15 protein-coding genes and 2 tRNA genes are annotated in these 18038 nt (G+C 51.5%); 15 read left to right on the top strand and 2 right to left on the bottom strand.

What is annotated here, in order from left to right:
• The first annotated feature begins 32 nt into the window (after window positions 1-32).
• From J4864_RS03990 to trpS, 3 genes are read left to right on the top strand one after another with little or no spacing between them, the layout of a single operon-like run.
• Window positions 33-1268, top strand: coding sequence for a 3-deoxy-D-manno-octulosonic acid transferase (locus J4864_RS03990; RefSeq protein ID WP_211813704.1), 1236 nt, complete (start codon window positions 33-35; stop codon window positions 1266-1268).
• Window positions 1265-1756, top strand: a complete 492-nt coding sequence (locus J4864_RS03985; RefSeq protein ID WP_004351833.1) for a hypothetical protein — start codon at window positions 1265-1267, stop codon at window positions 1754-1756. Before J4864_RS03990 ends, J4864_RS03985 begins: the two co-directional genes overlap by 4 nt.
• Window positions 1757-1803: 47 nt before the next feature.
• Window positions 1804-2892, top strand: coding sequence for a tryptophan--tRNA ligase (gene trpS, locus J4864_RS03980; RefSeq protein WP_211813702.1), 1089 nt, complete (start codon window positions 1804-1806; stop codon window positions 2890-2892).
• Between the two features lie 596 nt (window positions 2893-3488).
• Here the strand turns inward: trpS and J4864_RS03975 are convergent.
• The gene (locus tag J4864_RS03975) at window positions 3489-3947 is read right to left on the bottom strand and encodes a GNAT family N-acetyltransferase (protein ID WP_211813700.1); all 459 of its coding nucleotides are present in this window, start codon (window positions 3945-3947) and stop codon (window positions 3489-3491) included.
• Between the two features lie 405 nt (window positions 3948-4352).
• Between J4864_RS03975 and J4864_RS03970 the strand changes: the two genes are divergently transcribed.
• Window positions 4353-5177: a class I SAM-dependent methyltransferase gene (locus tag J4864_RS03970; protein ID WP_211813698.1), complete on the top strand. Its 825-nt coding sequence runs from the start codon at window positions 4353-4355 to the stop codon at window positions 5175-5177.
• 287 nt (window positions 5178-5464) lie between these two features.
• Here J4864_RS03970 and J4864_RS03965 read toward each other — a convergent pair whose 3' ends face one another.
• Window positions 5465-6457, bottom strand: coding sequence for a malate dehydrogenase (locus tag J4864_RS03965; protein WP_004351851.1), 993 nt, complete (start codon window positions 6455-6457; stop codon window positions 5465-5467).
• A gap of 326 nt (window positions 6458-6783) precedes the next feature.
• Between J4864_RS03965 and J4864_RS03960 the strand changes: the two genes are divergently transcribed.
• The 11 genes from J4864_RS03960 (at window position 6784) to J4864_RS03910 (ending at window position 18034) form a co-directional block, all read left to right on the top strand.
• Window positions 6784-6990 (top strand): hypothetical protein, encoded by a 207-nt coding sequence (locus J4864_RS03960; protein WP_231559250.1) that lies wholly within the window; start codon window positions 6784-6786, stop codon window positions 6988-6990.
• An 83-nt stretch (window positions 6991-7073) separates the two neighbouring features.
• Window positions 7074-7535, top strand: a complete 462-nt coding sequence (locus J4864_RS03955) for a hypothetical protein (RefSeq protein WP_246479360.1) — start codon at window positions 7074-7076, stop codon at window positions 7533-7535.
• Window positions 7536-7601: 66 nt separating this feature from the next.
• Window positions 7602-9389: an aminopeptidase P family protein gene (locus J4864_RS03950; protein WP_211813696.1), complete on the top strand. Its 1788-nt coding sequence runs from the start codon at window positions 7602-7604 to the stop codon at window positions 9387-9389.
• Between the two features lie 485 nt (window positions 9390-9874).
• Entirely contained in the window at window positions 9875-11512 is a 1638-nt protein-coding gene (locus tag J4864_RS03945) for a tetratricopeptide repeat protein (RefSeq protein WP_211813694.1), read from the top strand.
• Between the two features lie 254 nt (window positions 11513-11766).
• Window positions 11767-15312, top strand: a complete 3546-nt coding sequence (locus J4864_RS03940) for a leucine-rich repeat domain-containing protein (RefSeq protein WP_211813692.1) — start codon at window positions 11767-11769, stop codon at window positions 15310-15312.
• A 13-nt stretch (window positions 15313-15325) separates the two neighbouring features.
• On the top strand, window positions 15326-15514 hold the full coding sequence (locus J4864_RS03935) for a hypothetical protein (protein WP_211813690.1): 189 nt from the start codon (window positions 15326-15328) through the stop codon (window positions 15512-15514).
• 778 nt (window positions 15515-16292) lie between these two features.
• Window positions 16293-16484 carry a 30S ribosomal protein S21 gene (gene rpsU / locus J4864_RS03930; protein WP_007368900.1) on the top strand — a complete coding sequence of 64 codons (192 nt, stop codon included), beginning with the start codon at window positions 16293-16295 and terminating at the stop codon, window positions 16482-16484.
• A gap of 75 nt (window positions 16485-16559) precedes the next feature.
• On the top strand, window positions 16560-17438 hold the full coding sequence (locus J4864_RS03925) for a tyrosine recombinase XerC (RefSeq protein WP_211814607.1): 879 nt from the start codon (window positions 16560-16562) through the stop codon (window positions 17436-17438).
• Between the two features lie 22 nt (window positions 17439-17460).
• Complete coding sequence (gene hpf / locus J4864_RS03920) at window positions 17461-17760, top strand: ribosome hibernation-promoting factor, HPF/YfiA family (protein ID WP_211813688.1); 300 nt, start codon at window positions 17461-17463, stop codon at window positions 17758-17760.
• A gap of 88 nt (window positions 17761-17848) precedes the next feature.
• A tRNA-Thr gene (locus J4864_RS03915) sits at window positions 17849-17922 on the top strand.
• 30 nt (window positions 17923-17952) lie between these two features.
• Window positions 17953-18034 (top strand) — tRNA-Tyr (locus J4864_RS03910).
• Window positions 18035-18038 lie beyond the last annotated feature (4 nt).

The following is an 18038-nucleotide window of genomic DNA, read 5'->3' as shown; positions in this document are numbered from 1 at the left end:
ACAGTTTGAAGGCTAAATAAAACAAGCCGAATATGTATGATATAATAATGTATGCCATCCAGTTCGGTATTGCCGTCGGCAGTCTCTTCAATGAGAAACTGCGCAGGATGTGGCGGGGCGAACGGGAGGCTGTAAGGACATTACAGGAGAAAGTGGATCCGGATGCACGGTACATCTGGTTCCATGCCGCTTCACTGGGTGAGTTCGAGCAGGGCCGTCCGTTGATGGAGCAGATACGGCGGGACTGTCCGCAGTACAGGATTCTGCTCACGTTCTTCTCGCCTTCAGGCTATGAGGTGAGGAAACACTATGCCGGTGCTGACATCATCACTTATCTTCCGATTGATACGGTGGGGAATGCAAGGAGGTTCCTGCGTGCTGTACGGCCGGTAATGGCTTTTTTCATCAAGTACGAGTTCTGGTACAACTACCTCCATATCCTGCAACACCGGGGCATTCCCACCTACAGTGTGTCGAGTATCTTCCGTCCCGACCAGGTCTTTTTCAGATGGTACGGACGGAGTTACGGACGTGTGCTGAAGTGTTTTACACGCTTCTTTGTACAGAACGAAGTGAGTAAGCAGCTTCTGGACAAGATAGGTATTCACGATGCCATGGTGGTGGGGGACACACGTTTCGACAGGGTTCTGCAGATCAGAGAAGCCAGCAGACAGCTGCCATTGGTGGAGAAATTCGTTGGAGCTGATACTGCCGGCCGTAAGAAAGTCTTTGTGGCTGGTTCTTCTTGGCAGCCTGACGAGGAGATATTCCTCGGATACTTCAACGGACACAAGGACTGGAAACTCATTGTCGCGCCGCATGTCATCGGGGAGGACCACCTGAAATTCATCCTTGCACTGATTAAGGATAAGAAGGTGGTGCGCTATACACAGGCGACGGAAGAGAACGTTGCTGATGCCGATGTGCTGGTCATTGATTGCTTCGGACTTCTCTCTTCCATCTATCACTATGGCGATGTCGCCTATGTCGGCGGTGGATTCGGCGTCGGCATCCATAACGTGCTCGAAGCAGCCGTATGGGGTATGCCGGTTCTGTTCGGTCCTAATAACAAGCACTTTGCCGAGGCGCAGGGACTCTTGCACGACGGCGGAGGCTTGGAGGTATGCGATCTTGCTACGTTTACGCTGGAGATGGATCGCCTTGCCGATGACGAAGAATATCGCATGGCTTGCGGTAATATGGCCGGTGCTTATGTCAAGGGCCTGGCCGGTGCAACAAAGAAAATTCTAAGCAACGTAAAGTTATGAAGTATCAGATAACCTGTGATAACTGTGGCACACAGTTCATTGTTGAGGCAGGCGAGGGGCAGACAATCGAATGCAAGTGCCCGCACTGCCACGGTGTCATGGAAGTCACGCTGCCTTTGGTGAGTGCCGGGCAGCAGTATGAACAGCAGCCTGCCTATGCGGCGCAGGATTCTGGGAATGACGACGGAAAGGAAAAGAAAAACAGCCATGCTGTTGCATGGGGAATTGTCATCGGTCTGCTTCTGTTGACGATCGGTGTCGGAGCGTATATCGGATTCCGGTCTTCCGGACCGAAGTCCACACCGACGGACAGTATTCCTACCGATACGATTCCATACGAAACGCCGGTTGACGAACCGCCTGCACAGGTGGTTGATACCGTTGTCGAAGCCCCTGCAAAAGAGAAACCGAAGCAGGAGGAGAATACGGAGGAGGAACCGCAGGAGGAACAGGCTGACACTGCTGCCGTGACGGCACATGACGAATAGGAGGCTGGCAGCAGACAGGAATAACGAACAAAAACAAAAGAAGATACATGGGAAAGATTATTTTGACCGGTGACCGCCCTACAGGCAAGCTGCACCTCGGTCATTATGTGGGTTCACTCCGCCGCCGTGTGGAGCTGCAGAACCTCGGCGACTACGATAAGATGTTTGTCTTCATGGCCGATGTCCAGGCGTTGACAGACAATGCCGATAATCCGGAGAAGATTCGCCAGAACATTATCGAGGTGGCCTTGGATTACCTCTCTGCCGGTCTGACTCCGGAGAAGTGTGTGCTCTACATACAGAGTCAGATACCCGAACTGGCCGAACTGACCACTTACTTCATGAACCTTGTCAGCGTCAGCCGTGTACAGCGCAACCCGACGGTGAAGACGGAAATCAAGATGCGTAACTTTGAAGCCAATATCCCGATGGGATTCTTTGCTTACCCGGTCTCACAGGCGGCCGACATAGCGGCTTTTAAGGCGACGACCGTGCCTGCCGGTGAGGATCAGGAACCGATGCTGGAGGTGACACGTGAAATCGTACGCCGCTTCAACCAGATCTATGCGCCTGTGCTGGTAGAACCGAACATCATGCTTCCGGAGAACGCTACGGCACGCCGTCTGCCCGGTACGGACGGCAAGGAAAAGATGAGCAAGAGTCTCGGCAACTGTATCTATCTCTCGGATGATGCCGATACGGTGTGGAAGAAGGTGAAGACTATGTACACCGACCCTGCCCATCTGAATGTCTCCGACCCCGGTCATGTCGAGGGCAATGCCGTGTTCACTTACCTTGATGCTTTCTCGACAGACGAGGACTTTGCGGAGTTCTGGCCGGAGTTCAAGAACCTTGACGAGCTGAAGGCAGCTTACACAGCCGGTGGTATCGGTGACATGAAGTGTAAGAAGCTGCTCAACAGCGTCCTGAACAAGATGCTTGATCCTATCCGCACACGCCGTCACGAGAACGAGCAGGACATTCCGGAAATCTACAACATCCTCAAGAAAGGATCGCTTGCTGCCCGTGAGACTGCCGCACAGACGATGGACGAGGTGCGCTCCGCCATGCAGATCAATTACTTCGAGGATGCAGAATTGATCCGAAGCCAGGCGGAGAAGTACAAGGTGCAATAAAGTCTCGCCTCTCCATGAGAGTGTGCAGAAAAGCAAATGCCTTTTTGAGAGTCTTACAGTTTGAGGCTCCCCGATAAGAAAGCCCATTTCAAAACTCATTTGTGAGTAGAGAAATAGGCTTTCTTTTGTTTCTGATCCGACTTTTCCCTACCGACTGAATGTCGTCAGGGACAGACCTGCATCAAGTGCTGATTTTTATCTTGTAAATTGATGAATTGTTTTTTAATAATGCTGTCCGATAAAACTAAAACAGCATGATCCCCCATGTGTAATCTCCTTTAAACAGACTATTCTGCATTGTTCTTGGAAAAACAAGCCTCTTGATCAGATAAATTCTCCCCGACACAACTCTTTTCTATCCACAATCTGCTCCCATCCTGGCAATATATCGGCAAGGTTCGGGCCGTCAACACGACTGGTGTTTACCGACAACTCCACACGTGACGGGCATCAGCACATTCGCTGGGAAAGGCCGGTTCAATCCTGTCGTCATGATGTATAGTGGGATGCTGACGACTGACCTGCATGGGAAATGTCTACCGGACAGGTACTGCCTCTCAAACTACTTTGTTGCATGGAGTCAGGTAAACTCGGATTCATCTGTGTTTCTTCATCTTGTATTTCAGCCTCGGCATCTCAATTACCTCATTGATTTCAAATCCAAGTTTCTCGTAAATTCTCTTTGCGTTTTGGTTGAAAGCGAAAACCGTAAGGGTAATGCTTTTAATACTGTCATTCTCAAAGATGAGGTCTACGAATCTCTTCAATGCCTCTGTCCCCAGGCCCGACCCTGTTTTCCGGGGATTTATGATAAACCGGCCAATGTGTATGCTGTCCTTGTCAATTCGTACTTCCTGTATTATTCCGATAAATTCCCCTTGGTTGAATATCGAAAACACATACTCCAGTTCTTTTATTTTGCCATAATCCAGCGGGTAAGAAATCTTGGAGCCTGTCCATTGCTCCTGAAACGCTTCCCCCTGTTCATTAGACCATTCACATAAAAGCAAGGCATTGTCTTTTTTGATTCCCTTTTCAATTCTAATATCTGTCATCTTGCCAAAAACTTTGCTTATGCTGCAAAGATATATAAATTATTTGGAACATGGCACAGGCAGCGCATTGCTTTCTTCGGGGCTATGCAGATGTTTCTGTCTGTCAATCTGTGTAGCGGCAAGACGTCGGTTTTTCTTTGTCTCAATGCAAAGGAAACGCTGTCGCAAATGTCTATTTACCGATTTTTAGGTATTGTCCGGCTTCAGGTTATTCCCTATCTTTGCACCAACGACTTTGACAGGCATTATCCGTTTGTCAATGATTGTCTTCATCATAACGAATCATATACACGAGGCCACTTCTGACTGAATAACTAGTAAAAGATGAAGCCCTGTACTGCTGTGTCATACCAGTATAAGAGGTCTGTACTTATGAAGCGGACAGGGCATCATTATTAATATTGAATGCTGATGGAAAAGATTAAATCCATTCTGACGGAGATTCCAGAGACGATGCTTACCACGCTGTGGGCGAAGGCTGTGGAGACCGACCGTCCCGATCCTTTGCTGCGTGACGAGAAGGCAAAGGAGATTATCGGACAGATTGACTATGACTTCTCGAAGTTCAATAATGTAAAGCTCTCGCAACTGGGCTGCTGCATCCGTGCCAAGCTGATTGACAATGAGGCCCGGCAGTTCCTTGCCCGCCATCCCGACGCTGTCGTGATACAGCTGGGGGCGGGGCTGGATGCACGGTACGAGCGGCTGGGACGGCCGGAGGTGACACACTGGTTCGACCTCGACCTCCCGGAGGCCGTCGACCTGCGCCGCCGCTTCCTCACAGAGACGGACCGCAACACCTGTCTGTCTGAATCCATGTTCGAGACCGACTGGCTGGACAAGGTTAGCTCGTATGGCAGGCCCGTTCTGATTATCCTCGAAGGTGTGCTGATGTATTTCCCAGAGGAAAAGGTGCAGGCACTGTTCCGCAACATCTGCGACAAGCTGCCGTCAGCCACCGTGCTGTTTGATATGCTTTCCTTTATGTTTGTCGGACGCGAGAAGAAGCATGATATGCTGCGGAAGATGGGAAAGGGAGCCGAGTTCAAGTGGTCGCTGCTCAATACAAAGGACATGGAGACATGGAACAGCCGGCTGCACGTGAGGAAGGAGTACTTTATGAGCGATTACGACGAAGGGCGGTTCCCGTTCTTTTTCCATCTGCCCCTGCGCATTCCTTATTTCTATCGCCGTCTCAACCAGCGCATTGTCAGGATTGAAATAGAATAGTCTCAGCCCTTGTGCCAGGCTTCTGTCAGTGGCAGAAAGCAGGCAGAACGCGGGCGAGGGTAATTCAGAAATGGCGTGCAGAATGTTTTTGAAAAGATCCTAAGCTTTCTTTGAAAAGCTCTTAAGCTTTCTTGAAAAAGCTCCTAAGCTTTTGGGAGAAAACCCTTGAACCCTTTACACGTATGCCAGTGAAATAAGAAAGGCAACCGACTGCAAATGTCGGTTGCCTTTCTTTGATAATACCTGCTGTCAGCTCGTCAGCTTGACAGTTGACTTGTCAGCTTGTCTTACAGATTGGCATTGTCCTTCTTCCACGCTGCAACAGCCGGAACGATGTCGAGGCTGATGATTTCCTCACGCATCTTGCAGAGGTGCTCGTAAGAAGCCTGGAGAGACGCCATCTCTTCTGCCGTACCTGTAGGCTCGGTGTAGTGGACACCGGTAGCGTCGATGGTCGTAGGCATGGCCATCATCACGTTCTTGAAGCCGAGCTTCTCATCGTTGACGTAGCAGCCGGCCGGCAGGGTGAACTTCTCACCGCCCATGGCAGCCTCGATCATCTTGACAGCATTGTAAGCCGGGCTCTGGAAAGAACTGCGGCCGCGCAGCTTGATGATGTTTGAACCGCCCTGCACGGTGTGGTGCTTGATTTCTTCCCAACGCTCGGCAGAAAGCCCCATCTCTGACAGCGGCTTGCCGTCGACCTTCACCTGAGAAGCGAATACTGCCATCTGCTCACCGTGGCCGCCGTAGGTGTGCGCGCCGGTAACCTTGTCCTGCTGTACGCCGAACTCGTGAGCCAGCGCCTGCTGCAGACGGGTAGAGTCGAGTGCGGCGAGTGATGTCAGCTGGTTGGGCTTCAGACCGGAGTGGATCAGAGCCGTCAATGCGGTGACATCAGCCGGGTTGAAGATAACGACAACGTGCTTTACGTCCGGGCAGTACTTCTTGATGTTCTCACCGAAGTCAGCTGCGATTTTGCAGTTGCCCTTCAGCAGGTCCTCACGGGTCATGCCCTCCTTGCGCGGAGCACCACCGGAAGAGATGATGTATTTTGCACCGGTGAAAGCCTCGGCCGGGTCAACGGTATAAGAGAGGTTGGCACCCGGGAAAGCGCACTGTTCCATCTCGTCGAACACGCCATGAACACCCGGCTCATAGATGTCGTACAGGCAGATGTTAGGGGTAAGACCGAGTGTAAGTGCGGTCTGGACCATGTTTGAACCGATCATGCCGCCGGCACCGACGATGACGAGTTTCTCGTTTGTTAAGTACTTCATAATAAATATATTTTTTAAGAGTATGATTCTCTTTTTATACGATACCGCAAAGTTACGAAAAAAAAAGACCATGCGAGAAGAATATACCGTGATAAATGTGTTATTAAATATAAAAAAGGAAGGGCTTTGCCAACTCCGTCTGACAAACCGGCCTGTAAGGGAAAAGCGGATGCGGTGACGCGTTGTCCGGCTGACGGCCGCCTGCCGGGTCAGCTCGGCGTGGAAACACGGCCCTGGCGGTCTCAATGCTCCTGGGAATAAAGTCTCCAAACATTTGGGATTATCAACTAATATTCATATATTTGCAGCAGATAAAGAATGAGCTTATGGGAACAATGAGTAAGATACAGGAGTTAAGGGCCAGACGCAGAGTCTATCAAGCCCAGAAAACGAAAGAGTATAAACAGCGCATAGCAGCTTACCTCTCGGATGCTGACAAGCGGATTCTCTTCAGCGGAGAAGGCTTCATACGTGTCCCGGAGGAAGAAGCGAAACGAGAGAAAATAGATGTTTATCCCTATCTCATCCAATAAAGGGCAGAAGAATGGAAATAAAGCATTATCCATATCGATTTGTAAAGAAAGTGACAGAGCCTTGGGATGGACCCCAGGGCTTTTTGCTTTATAAATACCTCTATTCTTTCAAGTCCCCGAAAAGCCACCAGACTTATTGGGTGTGGGTAGAGGTATATGAGCATCACCTCTATGCTGTCAAGTTCCACCTGAAGGCACATCGGGACAGCAGCAAGCGGTATAATCTGATGACCGGGCTCAATGAACCGAGAGAATGTATTTACACCTGCATGGCGATCATGGCCGAGACTGCCAAGAAAGACCCGCGGGCTTCCTTTGGTTTCATCGGTGCGAACAGAGTGGATGAGCCGGAGGAAAATACCAGCAGATTCCGTGTCTACAGAAGATATACACTTACGCTGTTCGGTCCGGGCGAGTATGAACATTTAGTCAACATAGAGAAAAGTACCTATCTGCTGATAAACAAGAAGGAACTGTCGGCGAACCCTGGTCTCATCAAGGACATTGTCGAAGGATTCAAAGAATTATATCCCTACTTCGACTGACCGCCCCGCCCTGCTTTACACCCCGCCTTAAGCTCTGACTGCGACCGACCTTAAACAGACAATGATATGAAACAGACCATCAACGAACGAATTGAAAACCTCCGGGAATGGATGCGGGCGAACGGATTTTCCGCTTTCGTCTTCCCGAGCAGCGACCCGCACAACAGCGAGTATGTCGCCGACCACTGGAAGAGCCGCGAATGGATTTCCGGCTTCACTGGATCGGCGGGGACGGCTGTCGTCACCCTCGACCATGCTGCCCTGTGGACGGACTCGCGCTATTTCATCGCTGCCGCAGAACAGCTGGCAGGCACGGAATACCGGCTGATGAAGCTCCGTGTGGAAGGTACGCCTACGGTGTGCGAATGGCTTGCCGACGAGCTGGCGGCGTATGAGAAGCCCGTCGTCGGACTGGACGGCAACGTCAATTCCTTTGCAGAGGTAGCCGCCCTGACGCAGGAACTGGCGACGAGAGGGAACATCCGGGTGCGGACAGATGCCGACCCGATGGCGACGCTATGGACAGACCGCCCGGCCATACCCGGCCATAAGGTATGCCTCCATCCTTTGAAGTATGCCGGCGAAACGACCGCAAGCAAGATAAGCCGGATCCGCAAGAGCCTCGCTGTCCGGGGGGCCGACGGCCTGCTGGTGACCGCCCTGGACGAGATTGCCTGGGTGCTGAACCTGCGCGGCAGCGACGTACACTGCAACCCCGTCTTCGTCTCTTACCTGCTGATAACGCCTGGGAACGTCACCTTATATATAAATAAGGAGAAACTCCCGGAGGAGGTGAGGCACTGTCTTGCAGCCGGGAATATTGCGGTAGAACCCTACGGAGCGGTTGCCGGGGGACTGGAACATTACCCCGGGCGACACCTGCTCGTCGACGACTCCACCACGAACCACACGCTGGTCTCTGCCTTGCAGCGGGGCAAGGCCGTCTTCGGCGAGTCGCCTGTCCCCGGGATGAAGGCCGTCAAGAACAGGGTGGAGCAGGACGGCTTCCGTGCCGCCATGCTGCGCGACGGCATTGCGATGGTGAAATTCCTGGCCTGGCTGAAGCCTGCTGTCGAGGCCGGCGGACAGACGGAGATGTCGCTCGACCGAAGGCTGACGGCACTGCGTGCCGAACAGCCGCTTTTCAAAGGCATCTCCTTCGACACCATCGTGGGTTACGAGGCGCACGGTGCCATCGTGCATTACGAGGCGACCCCGGCGACAGACGCCCCCATAGAGCCGCACGGGCTGGTGCTCATTGACAGCGGGGCACAGTACGAAGACGGTACGACAGACATCACACGGACCGTTGCCCTGGGCCGGCTGACAGAGGAGCAGCGGCGCATTTACACCCTGGTGCTGAAGGGACACATCCAGCTTGCCCTGTGCCGTTTCCCCTCCGGGGCGTGCGGCTCGCAGATCGATGCCATCGCCCGCGAGCCGATGTGGCGCGAGGGTTACAACTACCTGCACGGAACGGGACATGGGGTTGGAAGTTATCTGAATGTGCATGAAGGTCCTCACCAGATTCGCATGGAGTGGCGGCCGGCGCCGCTCCGGGCGGGGATGACCGTCACCGACGAGCCGGGGCTCTATCTCGAGGGGAAGTTCGGCGTGCGCATCGAGAACACCCTGCTCATTGTTCCCGCTGCGACAACAGGCTTCGGCGAGTTCCTCGGGTTCGAGACGCTCACCCTTGCACCGATCGACACGACGCCGGTCCTGCCGGATATGCTGACTGCGGAGGAGCGGCAGTGGCTGAACAGCTACCACCGCCGTGTCCGTGAAACGCTTTCCCCTCACCTCTCCGCTGCTGAAGCGGCATGGCTGAAGGCGGCTGCTCGCCCGCTCTGAGCCCCCCTGCTGTTTTCCGATGCTGCAAGATACTTGTTGTTTCCCGCCGTCGGGAATGCTGTTCCCAATCGGTTGGGAATCCTGTTCCCAGCCGTTGGGAATCCAGCTCCCAACCGGTCGGGAATGCTGTTCCCTGTAGTTTAATGCTTTTGGTAAACAGCCTTCCTTCTTGCTTCTAAACTTGGTTGACGGTTTTAAGAACTTATTTTTGTTTTTTGTCGACTGTCTTCCGTCCGGGCTGAAGCGGTCTGTTCGGTTTCTTGTCCATGGGGTTAATTCCTGTGCAGTGGGGCTGTGCCCGAGAAAAGGAACAGATAGGTTCAAGTCGTATAAAAACACCTGCGTTTAGACAAGGAGGCAGACGGCGCAGAAGAAAAGGGCAGGCTCCAAGCTGCGAGTTCCAAATCCCAAGTTCCGTTCTCAGGTTTCAATAAAATGCGGTCTTGCGGGCATAATCTGCAAAAGATTGCTTAACTTTGCAGACTATGAAAAGAATAGGATTTGATAGGATAAACCGGAAGAAGACCGTGGGCACGGTTGTAAGAATACTGCTTGCCGTCCTGCTCCCCGTATTCTTGTTCGCCTGCAGCGGAAACCCTTCTCTCCAGCAGATAGAGAAGGAGTCGGACAACCCCAAACTGGCAGCGGCCGTCCTCCACCGGACTGACAGCATACTGGCTCGTGGCGGCCTGTCGGACGAGGAAGAGGGACGGATGCTGCTGGCAAAGGTGAAGGCACAGTTCTTCATGAGCTATGTCACGCAGAACTTCCCTCCCGACATTGACTCCGCCATCACGGCCGCCGTGCAGAAGCTGGAGCGGCACGACAGCCCGAAGCTGGCCGAGAGCTATTACTGGCAGGGAATGATCAGCAATCTCTGCTACGGAAAGCCCGTGGAAGGCATGGTGGCGCTGGAGAACGCCCTCCTCATCCTCCCCGATGCCGACCCGGAGTTCCGCGCACGTCTCTACCAGCAGCTCAGCACCGTCTACGAGCAGCTCGGCAACTTCGACATGGCCGTCCGCTATATGCAGCAGATGGTAAGGATCATGGACAGCAGGGACGACCCCGTGGGGCAGCTCGTCACCCACTACGACATCTCCACCATCTTCCGGCAGAACGGCCAGAAGGACAGCGCCGACTACTATCTGCAGCTCGCGATCCGTGAAAGGGCGAAGTTCAACGACCACCGGTTCGATATTTTCAACGAGGTGTTCGGCAGCTACTACCTGGAACAGAACGACCTGCCGAAGGCGAAATACTATCTCTCACGCGCCCTGATGGCCGACGGACGGATGCCGGACGCCCAGCTGGGCCTGGCACGCATCGCATGGATGGAGCATCGCCCGGCCGATGCCCAGCGATGTCTGCAGCGTGCCGTGACGCTGGCCGATTCCCTCTACCGTGCCGACGGCAGCTACCGCACCCCGATGGTAAGTTTCCTCAGGTCGCTGGCACGGTTCTACAGCGACACGGGGGCAAAGGACGAAGAGCTGCACGCACGCCGCCGGCTCGACACGGTAGGCACGGCACTGGCACGGCACAACGCCCGGCTGCTCAACGAGGCCTCCGTGCAGGAGCACGATTACCTCGCACGCAAACTGGAACAGGAAAACCTGCGGCAGAACCGCCTGCGGATGACGTTCGCCGGCATCGTCGTCCTGCTGGCAGGCGGATATGTGTTCCTGCTGGCACGGCGCTATATCCGCAGGTCGCGCGAACGGCTGGGAAAGCTCAGGCGGAAGACCTACCGGCAGACGCACGAGATAGGGAAGCTCAAGGGACAGGTGAAGGAATACTCCAAGACGCAGGCCGACCGGATCATCGACGGAAAGCCCCTCTACGAATCGATAGAGCGGGGCACGGCCACGATGGAAGGCTGGGACAAGGACACGCAGGAACGCTACATCTGTTACGCACGCTTCATCGATCCGGATGTCTTCGCCACCCTGAGCGAGAAGCTGACGGCGAAGCCCACCATCTTCTTCTATCTCTGGAAGAAGGGCTACAACGACGCCGAGATAGCCCGGATCATGAACGTCTCCAACGGCAGCATCCGCACCATGCGTTACAACATACGCCGGCAGAAACAGCAGGGAGATGACACGAATATCAGCACATGACCTTTTCTTGATGTCAAAAAACCTGTTGTTGTATGTAATAAATTGGTTTTCAGATTGTTAAATTTTATTTCGGGGGGGGGTAAATTCCCGCCTGGTTTGACAATTCTCTCTCGCCGCACAAAGATTTCAAGGTCTTTGTGCGGCGTTTTTTCGTGCTGTTCCATAACTTTGCAACACCAGTTTTCATAATCATATGACTGAACGGTTTGATAGATGTTAATTGAATTGTTATATTGAGAAACAAAACAGAAGACATGAGAGAAAAACAAAACAAATTCGGAAGAGGGGCCGTCTTGAGGATGGCTTTGTTTACCCGCCTTATGTGTCTGCGAACTGCCATTCTGCTCGTTACGATGATGGGAGGTATTGGAGCGGAGGCTTATGTCGTAGGTAATTACATTAAAATGCCTTACGGAGAGGGTTACATTACCTACCGTGTAATTGATGCCAGTGCATCCAGTCCTAAGCTGGCTGTATACAACGTGAGGGGAGTCAAGGGGACGGTGGAAATCCCCGCCAAGGTGTTCGATGGCAAGGATGTCTATTTCACGGTGACACAGATTGGAGGAGCATACGACTCGAATGACCCCACCGTGTGGGACGAGAAGGTGACGGAGGTGAAACTTCCCAATACGATTACTACGTTAGCGAATTATTGTTTTCACAGGGCCAATATAACCTCCCTGACACTTCCTGCCAGTGTGAAGGAGATTGAACCTCGGGCAAATGTGCTGTTGGGTAGCTGTCCTAAATTGAAGGAAATAAAGGTTGAATCGGGGAATCCTGCCTTTATATCGGATGGCGGTGTGCTTTATACCCAAGGGCATAAGAAACTGATCTGCATTCCTTGCGGCATGGATTTTTCTGCTACAGGCGGCAAGTATGAAATCAATGCGAATACTAAGAGTATCGCTATATATGCTATAGGAACAACTTCTACCTTGCAGAAACTAATCATCCCGGCATCAGTCGAATATATCTATATGGGAAGCTGGCCGACTTTTTCTTATCACCCGGAATCCTTGAAAGAGATTGAAGTTGATGGCAGCAACCCCAACTATTGCAGTGTGGATGGTGTGTTGTACAATAAAGACAAGAGCCAACTGATTTATTATCCGTCTGGCAAGGAGGGTGCTACATTCAAAGTACCCGATGGTGTGAAATCCATTCCGTATGGTTACACATTCTATTGTGCTTACAGACTTACATCGATAGATTTTAATCAAGTAGAAAAATTGGGTAATTACTGCATGGCAGGCTGTCATAATATTTCTGAAATCACCATTCCAAGTAGTCTTACCTCTATTGGTAAAGGGGCTTTTGCGTCCATGAAGGGACTTACGAAGTATATTGTCCAGCCCGGCAATCCGAATTATTCTTCGGATGAAGATGGGGTGTTGTTCAATAAGGACAAAACAAAACTGATCGCTTACCCCACAGGACGGGTGGAAAAAGAGTACAAAATCCCCAGCAGTGTAACGGAAATAGGGACACAGGCTTTTATGGATGCAAAGATTGAGAAGATGACGATACCGGCAGGGATCACGTCCTTGGGGGTTGAAGCATTCAGAGCAATTCTTCTCGAGACCGTTGTCTTTGAAGAACCATCGAAGATAACCGAATTACGGGGCAGAACATTTTTGTGGTGTCCAAGATTGACTACGGCAACGCTGCCTAAGTCATTGAAGACTTTAGGAACCGCATTCGCCGGGTGTGACAAGTTGGAAACGGTGAATGTCCCTGACGGCTCTCAACTGGAAACAATCAAGAAAGGTGCTTTCGTAGCCTGCAGAAGTCTTGCGAATTTCAATTTTCAGGGGAGCTGCAAACTCAAGACAATTGAATCCAGTGCATTTGCTGATTTGGAGAATTTGAAGTCTTTTGATTTCCCTGCTTCTGTGACGACTATCGGTGACAATGCCTTTGGCAATACTCCTGCAATGGGAACAGTGAATTTCGCAGATAACAGTACGATTATCTCCTTTGGTGAGGGTGCTTTTTCCAACAGTGGAATCAAGCGCCTCAAAATACCTGCAAGTGTTACGTCCATTGAGAAGGAAGCATTCAAAAACTGTAACGTATTAGAGCGTGTGAATGTGCCTGCAGGTTGTACGAATATCCATCCGGAGGCTTTCAAGTACGACTCGAAGCTCGCCAACATAGATGTAGATGCTGCCAACCTGAAGTATTCCAGTGTACAGGGTATTCTGCTGAGCAAGGACAAGAGCGAACTGCTGATATTCCCTCCGGGCAAGGCACGCACCGACTTTACCCTCCTGCCGCCGTCCATTACGAAGATCGGCAACTATGCTTTCTACGAAGGCGGCAGTCAGTTTACGAATATTGTCATTCCGGCCAAGGTGAATGCGATCGGCATACGTGCTTTCGGACTGAATCCGGCTCTGAAGACGGTGACGCTGCTCTGCGATGAATTGATACCGGGAAGCCGCATTGATCAGGGAGAAAACACCATGTCGTTCGACAATGGAAAAGTGGCTGCAGACGATGCGAAGAGTCACATCACGGTCTATGTACGCAAGAGCCTCCTCGACAAGTACAAGCGTGACCCGTTCTGGAAGAATTTCACCTTGAAGCCATCGTTCACGGTCAAGGCCGAAGGCACTTCGGCTGCCACGGACGAGTATATCCCGACTTCTCCCACGACAGTCGACTTCCTCTCCACTACTGCTGATGTGAAGACTTTTGTCCTGCCCGAACAGGTGAAAACGGATGAGGGCGGTACATCCAAGACCTACAAGGTAGGGCTTATCGGCGACTATGCCTTTGAGAATGCCAACGAGCACATGAAGGAGGTGGTTGTAAAGGCCGCTGTAGACTACATCGGCGCCATGGCTTTCGTGACAAAGACGGAGCGTGTTACCGCCAACGGTCAAAGCACCATCAGTCCTGTCAGTACGACCATCAGACAGGTGATTTTCACGGGTAATGCGCCCGCCACGAAGCTTTCGCAGAAGTATTTCTCTCTCGGGGCTGCCTTCAGCGAATTTTTCCGGGGAGCATCGGGAACAGGAAACTGTGAGCAGAAAATCTATGTGAAGAAGTCGAAATTGTCCGACTATAAAGCGGCATGGAGCAACTATGCGAAGGCACTGGACTACAAGATTCAGGGCGACGGAAATGCGGCGTTCAAGATAAACCGCAAGTATGGAACGTTCGCACGTGAGTTCGATACCGACTTTTCCGATTACCTGACCCAAAAACACACTGTCAAGGTGGCGGCTTTCGTCGCTGGTACTCCCATTCTTCGTGGCAGCGGCGACTATGGTAAAAGCTTTTATCACGTACGGATGACGAGTGTTGACCTGAAAGGCGGCGTCAACGGCAACTACGGTTACATTCCTGCCGGAACAGGCGTGTTGCTGAAAGTTCTTGACAAGGAATCCACACCTGCCGATTTCTATTACACGATCGGCGAGCACGACAACGTGTCTTACTCCATCACGGAAAACGTCATGAAGGGCGTGACGGTCAACGATGCGGTGGTCAATGCTTCCCCCGGCTCGCCGGTTTACGTCATGCAGGACGGTATGTTCCGCAAGGCAGAGACTCCTGTCAACGGTTTCACGGTCCACAAGGCGTATGCCAAGCTCGGATCCCTGCCGGCAGGTGCCAAGGTGACATTTGTCTTCGACGATGGTGAGGCGACAGGCATCGAGAATGTTGATGCTGCGGAAGACAGCGAGAGGCAGGATGTCTGGTACAGCCTCAACGGACAGCGCGTAAGCCGGCCGGAGCACGGTGTATACATCCGCAATGGAAAGAAAGTGATAATCAAATAAAAATTGAAAGACAATGGGAAAGAAAAGATATACAAGCCCCGCCACCATCGTGGTGACGGTTGTGCAGGAAGGTCTGATGGAGACAGCCAGTCCCGGCGTACAGGGACCCTACAACCCTCACAAACCTATTGAGGCAAAAGAAAACAATGTCTTTCCGGAGGAAGATACGGAACTTCCGCATTACAGCCCATGGGAGGACTGATGTCTCGACAATGCAATTATGTGATACTCTTTTACCAGACAACATAAATTCGTCGTGACCTCTGGCGAGAGGCACAAAGGTAAAAATAACCTGATTGAATGATTCAACAACTCTCTAAGTTTTTTTACGTAACATCTGTTGTGAAACACGTGTTACGTTTTTTGTTTTGTCCTGTTTGAAATGTCCGGTGGGGCATTCTCTGACAGTATGTTGACGGCCAAACACCATGGATGCTGGTGGGATTCATCCTTGGTGTCAAGCCCGGTACGGACTCCGTCAGGCATTATAATGCCGTCAGGCTTTAGAAACGCATGACAAGATGATACACAATGTACGAATGAAGAATATCAAAAAGTGACAGCAAATCGAAAATGTACTTTTGTTGTAGGCAGTCTTTGGGTTGTATGAATGATTTTATGTTCGATTCTGCCGAAAAGGTGCAAAAATCCTGTTGCGGCAGAATATAATATGCTTTATTCTGCCGATTGCGGATGTTTTCAATGTCATGCGGCAGATTATGATGTATATTGCCGGAAGCCGGGGCAGGCGATCCATCATGGATATGGCTTTGGATGACGTCATTAATAATAAGGTGCTGCCCGGCTCTTTTGGGAAGACGGTCCCTGTAAAGCCGTTTTAATTGTTTTAAGACCCTGTCCGGATGAAAAATCCGCAATTGTTTGGCGGTTAGGAGAATTAAGTGTAACTTTGCAGGCGCAAAAGTGGTATCATGCCCTTTCGCAGATGTTTAATCAATAAATAATTTAAAACAAAAAGCATGATTATTGTACCAGTAAAGGACGGCGAGAACATCGAGCGCGCGCTCAAGAAGTTCAAGAGAAAGTTTGAAAAGACAGGTGTTGTAAAAGAGCTTCGTGCTCGTCAGCAGTTTGACAAGCCATCTGTCAAGAAGCGCCTGAAGATGGAACACGCCGTTTACGTACAGAAGCTTCGCGACACGGAAGAGTAAAATCTTCTTTGAAAATTTGGTAGTTCGGATTAATTTCCGTAAATTCGTTGCCATAAATGATTGGACGGCGAGCCGATGGTCGATATGTTCTTGGATTACTTAAGGTTGGAGAGGAACTATTCCCCGATGACCGTAACCAGTTACCGCAAGGATCTGGAAGAGTTTGAACGGTTCTTTCAGGATCTCGAAGAGCAGCTCTCTTGGGAGACGGTGGATTCTGATGTGGTCAGGAACTGGATGGAGGACATGATGGACAGAGGCAATGCCGCATCATCGGTCAACAGAAGACTCAGTTCGCTGAGATCCTTGTACCGCTTTGCGCTCCGCCGCAGTCTTGTCAGGAGAGATCCTGTCCACGGCCTCCAGGGGCCGAAAAGGCAGAAGCCGCTTCCGCAGTTCCTGAAAGAATCGGAGATGGAAAGGCTGCTGGAACCGGGAATGTGGACGGACAGTTACAAGGACGTGCTCGCCCGCACGTTGATTATGACGTTCTATGAGACGGGCGTGCGTGTGTCTGAACTGACGGGGCTGGATGACAAGGACGTTGACGGTCTTACCTGCGAACTGAAAGTGACAGGCAAGAGGGACAAGCAGCGGATCATCCCTTTCGGCAGGGAACTGGCCGAGACGCTGGCCGCATACCGGCAGGTGCGCGACGCTGCGGTGAAAGGCGACAGTGCCGCCCTTTTCCGGACCGAGAAAGGTGTCCGGATGACAGACGGACAGGTCAGGGCTCTGGTGAAAAAGCATCTCTCGAGGGTATCGACCCTGAAGAAGCGGACACCTCACGTCCTGCGTCACACATTCGCCACGGCCATGCTCAATCATGAGGCTGGACTGGAAAGTGTAAAGAAGCTGCTCGGGCATGAGAGTCTGTCGACGACAGAGATCTACACGCATACGACCTTCGAGCAGTTGAAGAAAGTCTATAAGAATGCCCATCCAAGGGCTTAACCTTTTAAAAATGGAGGTACCTATGGAAATTAAGATTCAGTCGATTCATTTCGACACTACCGAGAAGTTACAGGCCTTTATCACCAAGAAGGCCGAGAAATTAGAAAAGTCTTACGAAGACATTCAGAAAGTAGAGGTGCAATTGAAGGTGGAGAAGCCGGCCACTGCATTAAATAAGACAACAAGCCTGTCGGTTTCCGTTCCGGGAACGACGCTGTTTGTGGAGAAGACCTGTGACACTTTCGAAGAGGGAGTTGATCTGTGTCTGGATGCAATGAAGGTCCAGCTTACCAAGTATAAGGAAAAACAGAGAAAGCGTTGAAAAAATCCTTGAAATATTTTGGGGATTCAAATAAAAGCCTTACCTTTGCAGCCGTTTTACGACAAGTAGCCTCCGGCTGCAAAGTAACGCCTCTTTAGCTCAGTTGGCCAGAGCACGTGATTTGTAATCTCGGGGTCGTTGGTTCGAATCCGACAAGAGGCTCTCCGATAAGGAGGACGCATTTCATAGGACGGGTAGTTTCCAGAGTGGCCAAATGGGGCAGACTGTAAATCTGCTGCTTCTAGCTTCGGTGGTTCGAATCCATCACTACCCACATC

The organism is Prevotella multiformis, from assembly GCF_018127985.1.
In the GTDB taxonomy this organism is placed as follows: Bacteria; Bacteroidota; Bacteroidia; order Bacteroidales; family Bacteroidaceae; genus Prevotella; species Prevotella multiformis.
This window is presented reverse-complemented; position numbering and strand designations above follow the sequence as displayed.

Bases quoted from the DNA above. Each gene is read 5' to 3' on its own strand.
- trpS (WP_211813702.1), top strand. From the start codon at position 1,804: ATGGGAAAGATTATTTTGACCGGTGACCGCCCTACAGGCAAGCTGCAC.
- J4864_RS03965 (WP_004351851.1), bottom strand. From the start codon at position 6,457: ATGAAGTACTTAACAAACGAGAAACTCGTCATCGTCGGTGCCGGCGGC.
- J4864_RS03985 (WP_004351833.1), top strand. From the start codon at position 1,265: ATGAAGTATCAGATAACCTGTGATAACTGTGGCACACAGTTCATTGTT.
- rpsU (WP_007368900.1), top strand. From the start codon at position 16,293: ATGATTATTGTACCAGTAAAGGACGGCGAGAACATCGAGCGCGCGCTC.
- J4864_RS03935 (WP_211813690.1), top strand. From the start codon at position 15,326: ATGGGAAAGAAAAGATATACAAGCCCCGCCACCATCGTGGTGACGGTT.
- J4864_RS03990 (WP_211813704.1), top strand. From the start codon at position 33: ATGTATGATATAATAATGTATGCCATCCAGTTCGGTATTGCCGTCGGC.
- J4864_RS03940 (WP_211813692.1), top strand. From the start codon at position 11,767: ATGAGAGAAAAACAAAACAAATTCGGAAGAGGGGCCGTCTTGAGGATG.
- J4864_RS03925 (WP_211814607.1), top strand. From the start codon at position 16,560: ATGGTCGATATGTTCTTGGATTACTTAAGGTTGGAGAGGAACTATTCC.
- hpf (WP_211813688.1), top strand. From the start codon at position 17,461: ATGGAAATTAAGATTCAGTCGATTCATTTCGACACTACCGAGAAGTTA.
- J4864_RS03975 (WP_211813700.1), bottom strand. From the start codon at position 3,947: ATGACAGATATTAGAATTGAAAAGGGAATCAAAAAAGACAATGCCTTG.
- J4864_RS03950 (WP_211813696.1), top strand. From the start codon at position 7,602: ATGAAACAGACCATCAACGAACGAATTGAAAACCTCCGGGAATGGATG.
- J4864_RS03970 (WP_211813698.1), top strand. From the start codon at position 4,353: ATGCTGATGGAAAAGATTAAATCCATTCTGACGGAGATTCCAGAGACG.
- J4864_RS03945 (WP_211813694.1), top strand. From the start codon at position 9,875: ATGAAAAGAATAGGATTTGATAGGATAAACCGGAAGAAGACCGTGGGC.
- J4864_RS03960 (WP_231559250.1), top strand. From the start codon at position 6,784: ATGGGAACAATGAGTAAGATACAGGAGTTAAGGGCCAGACGCAGAGTC.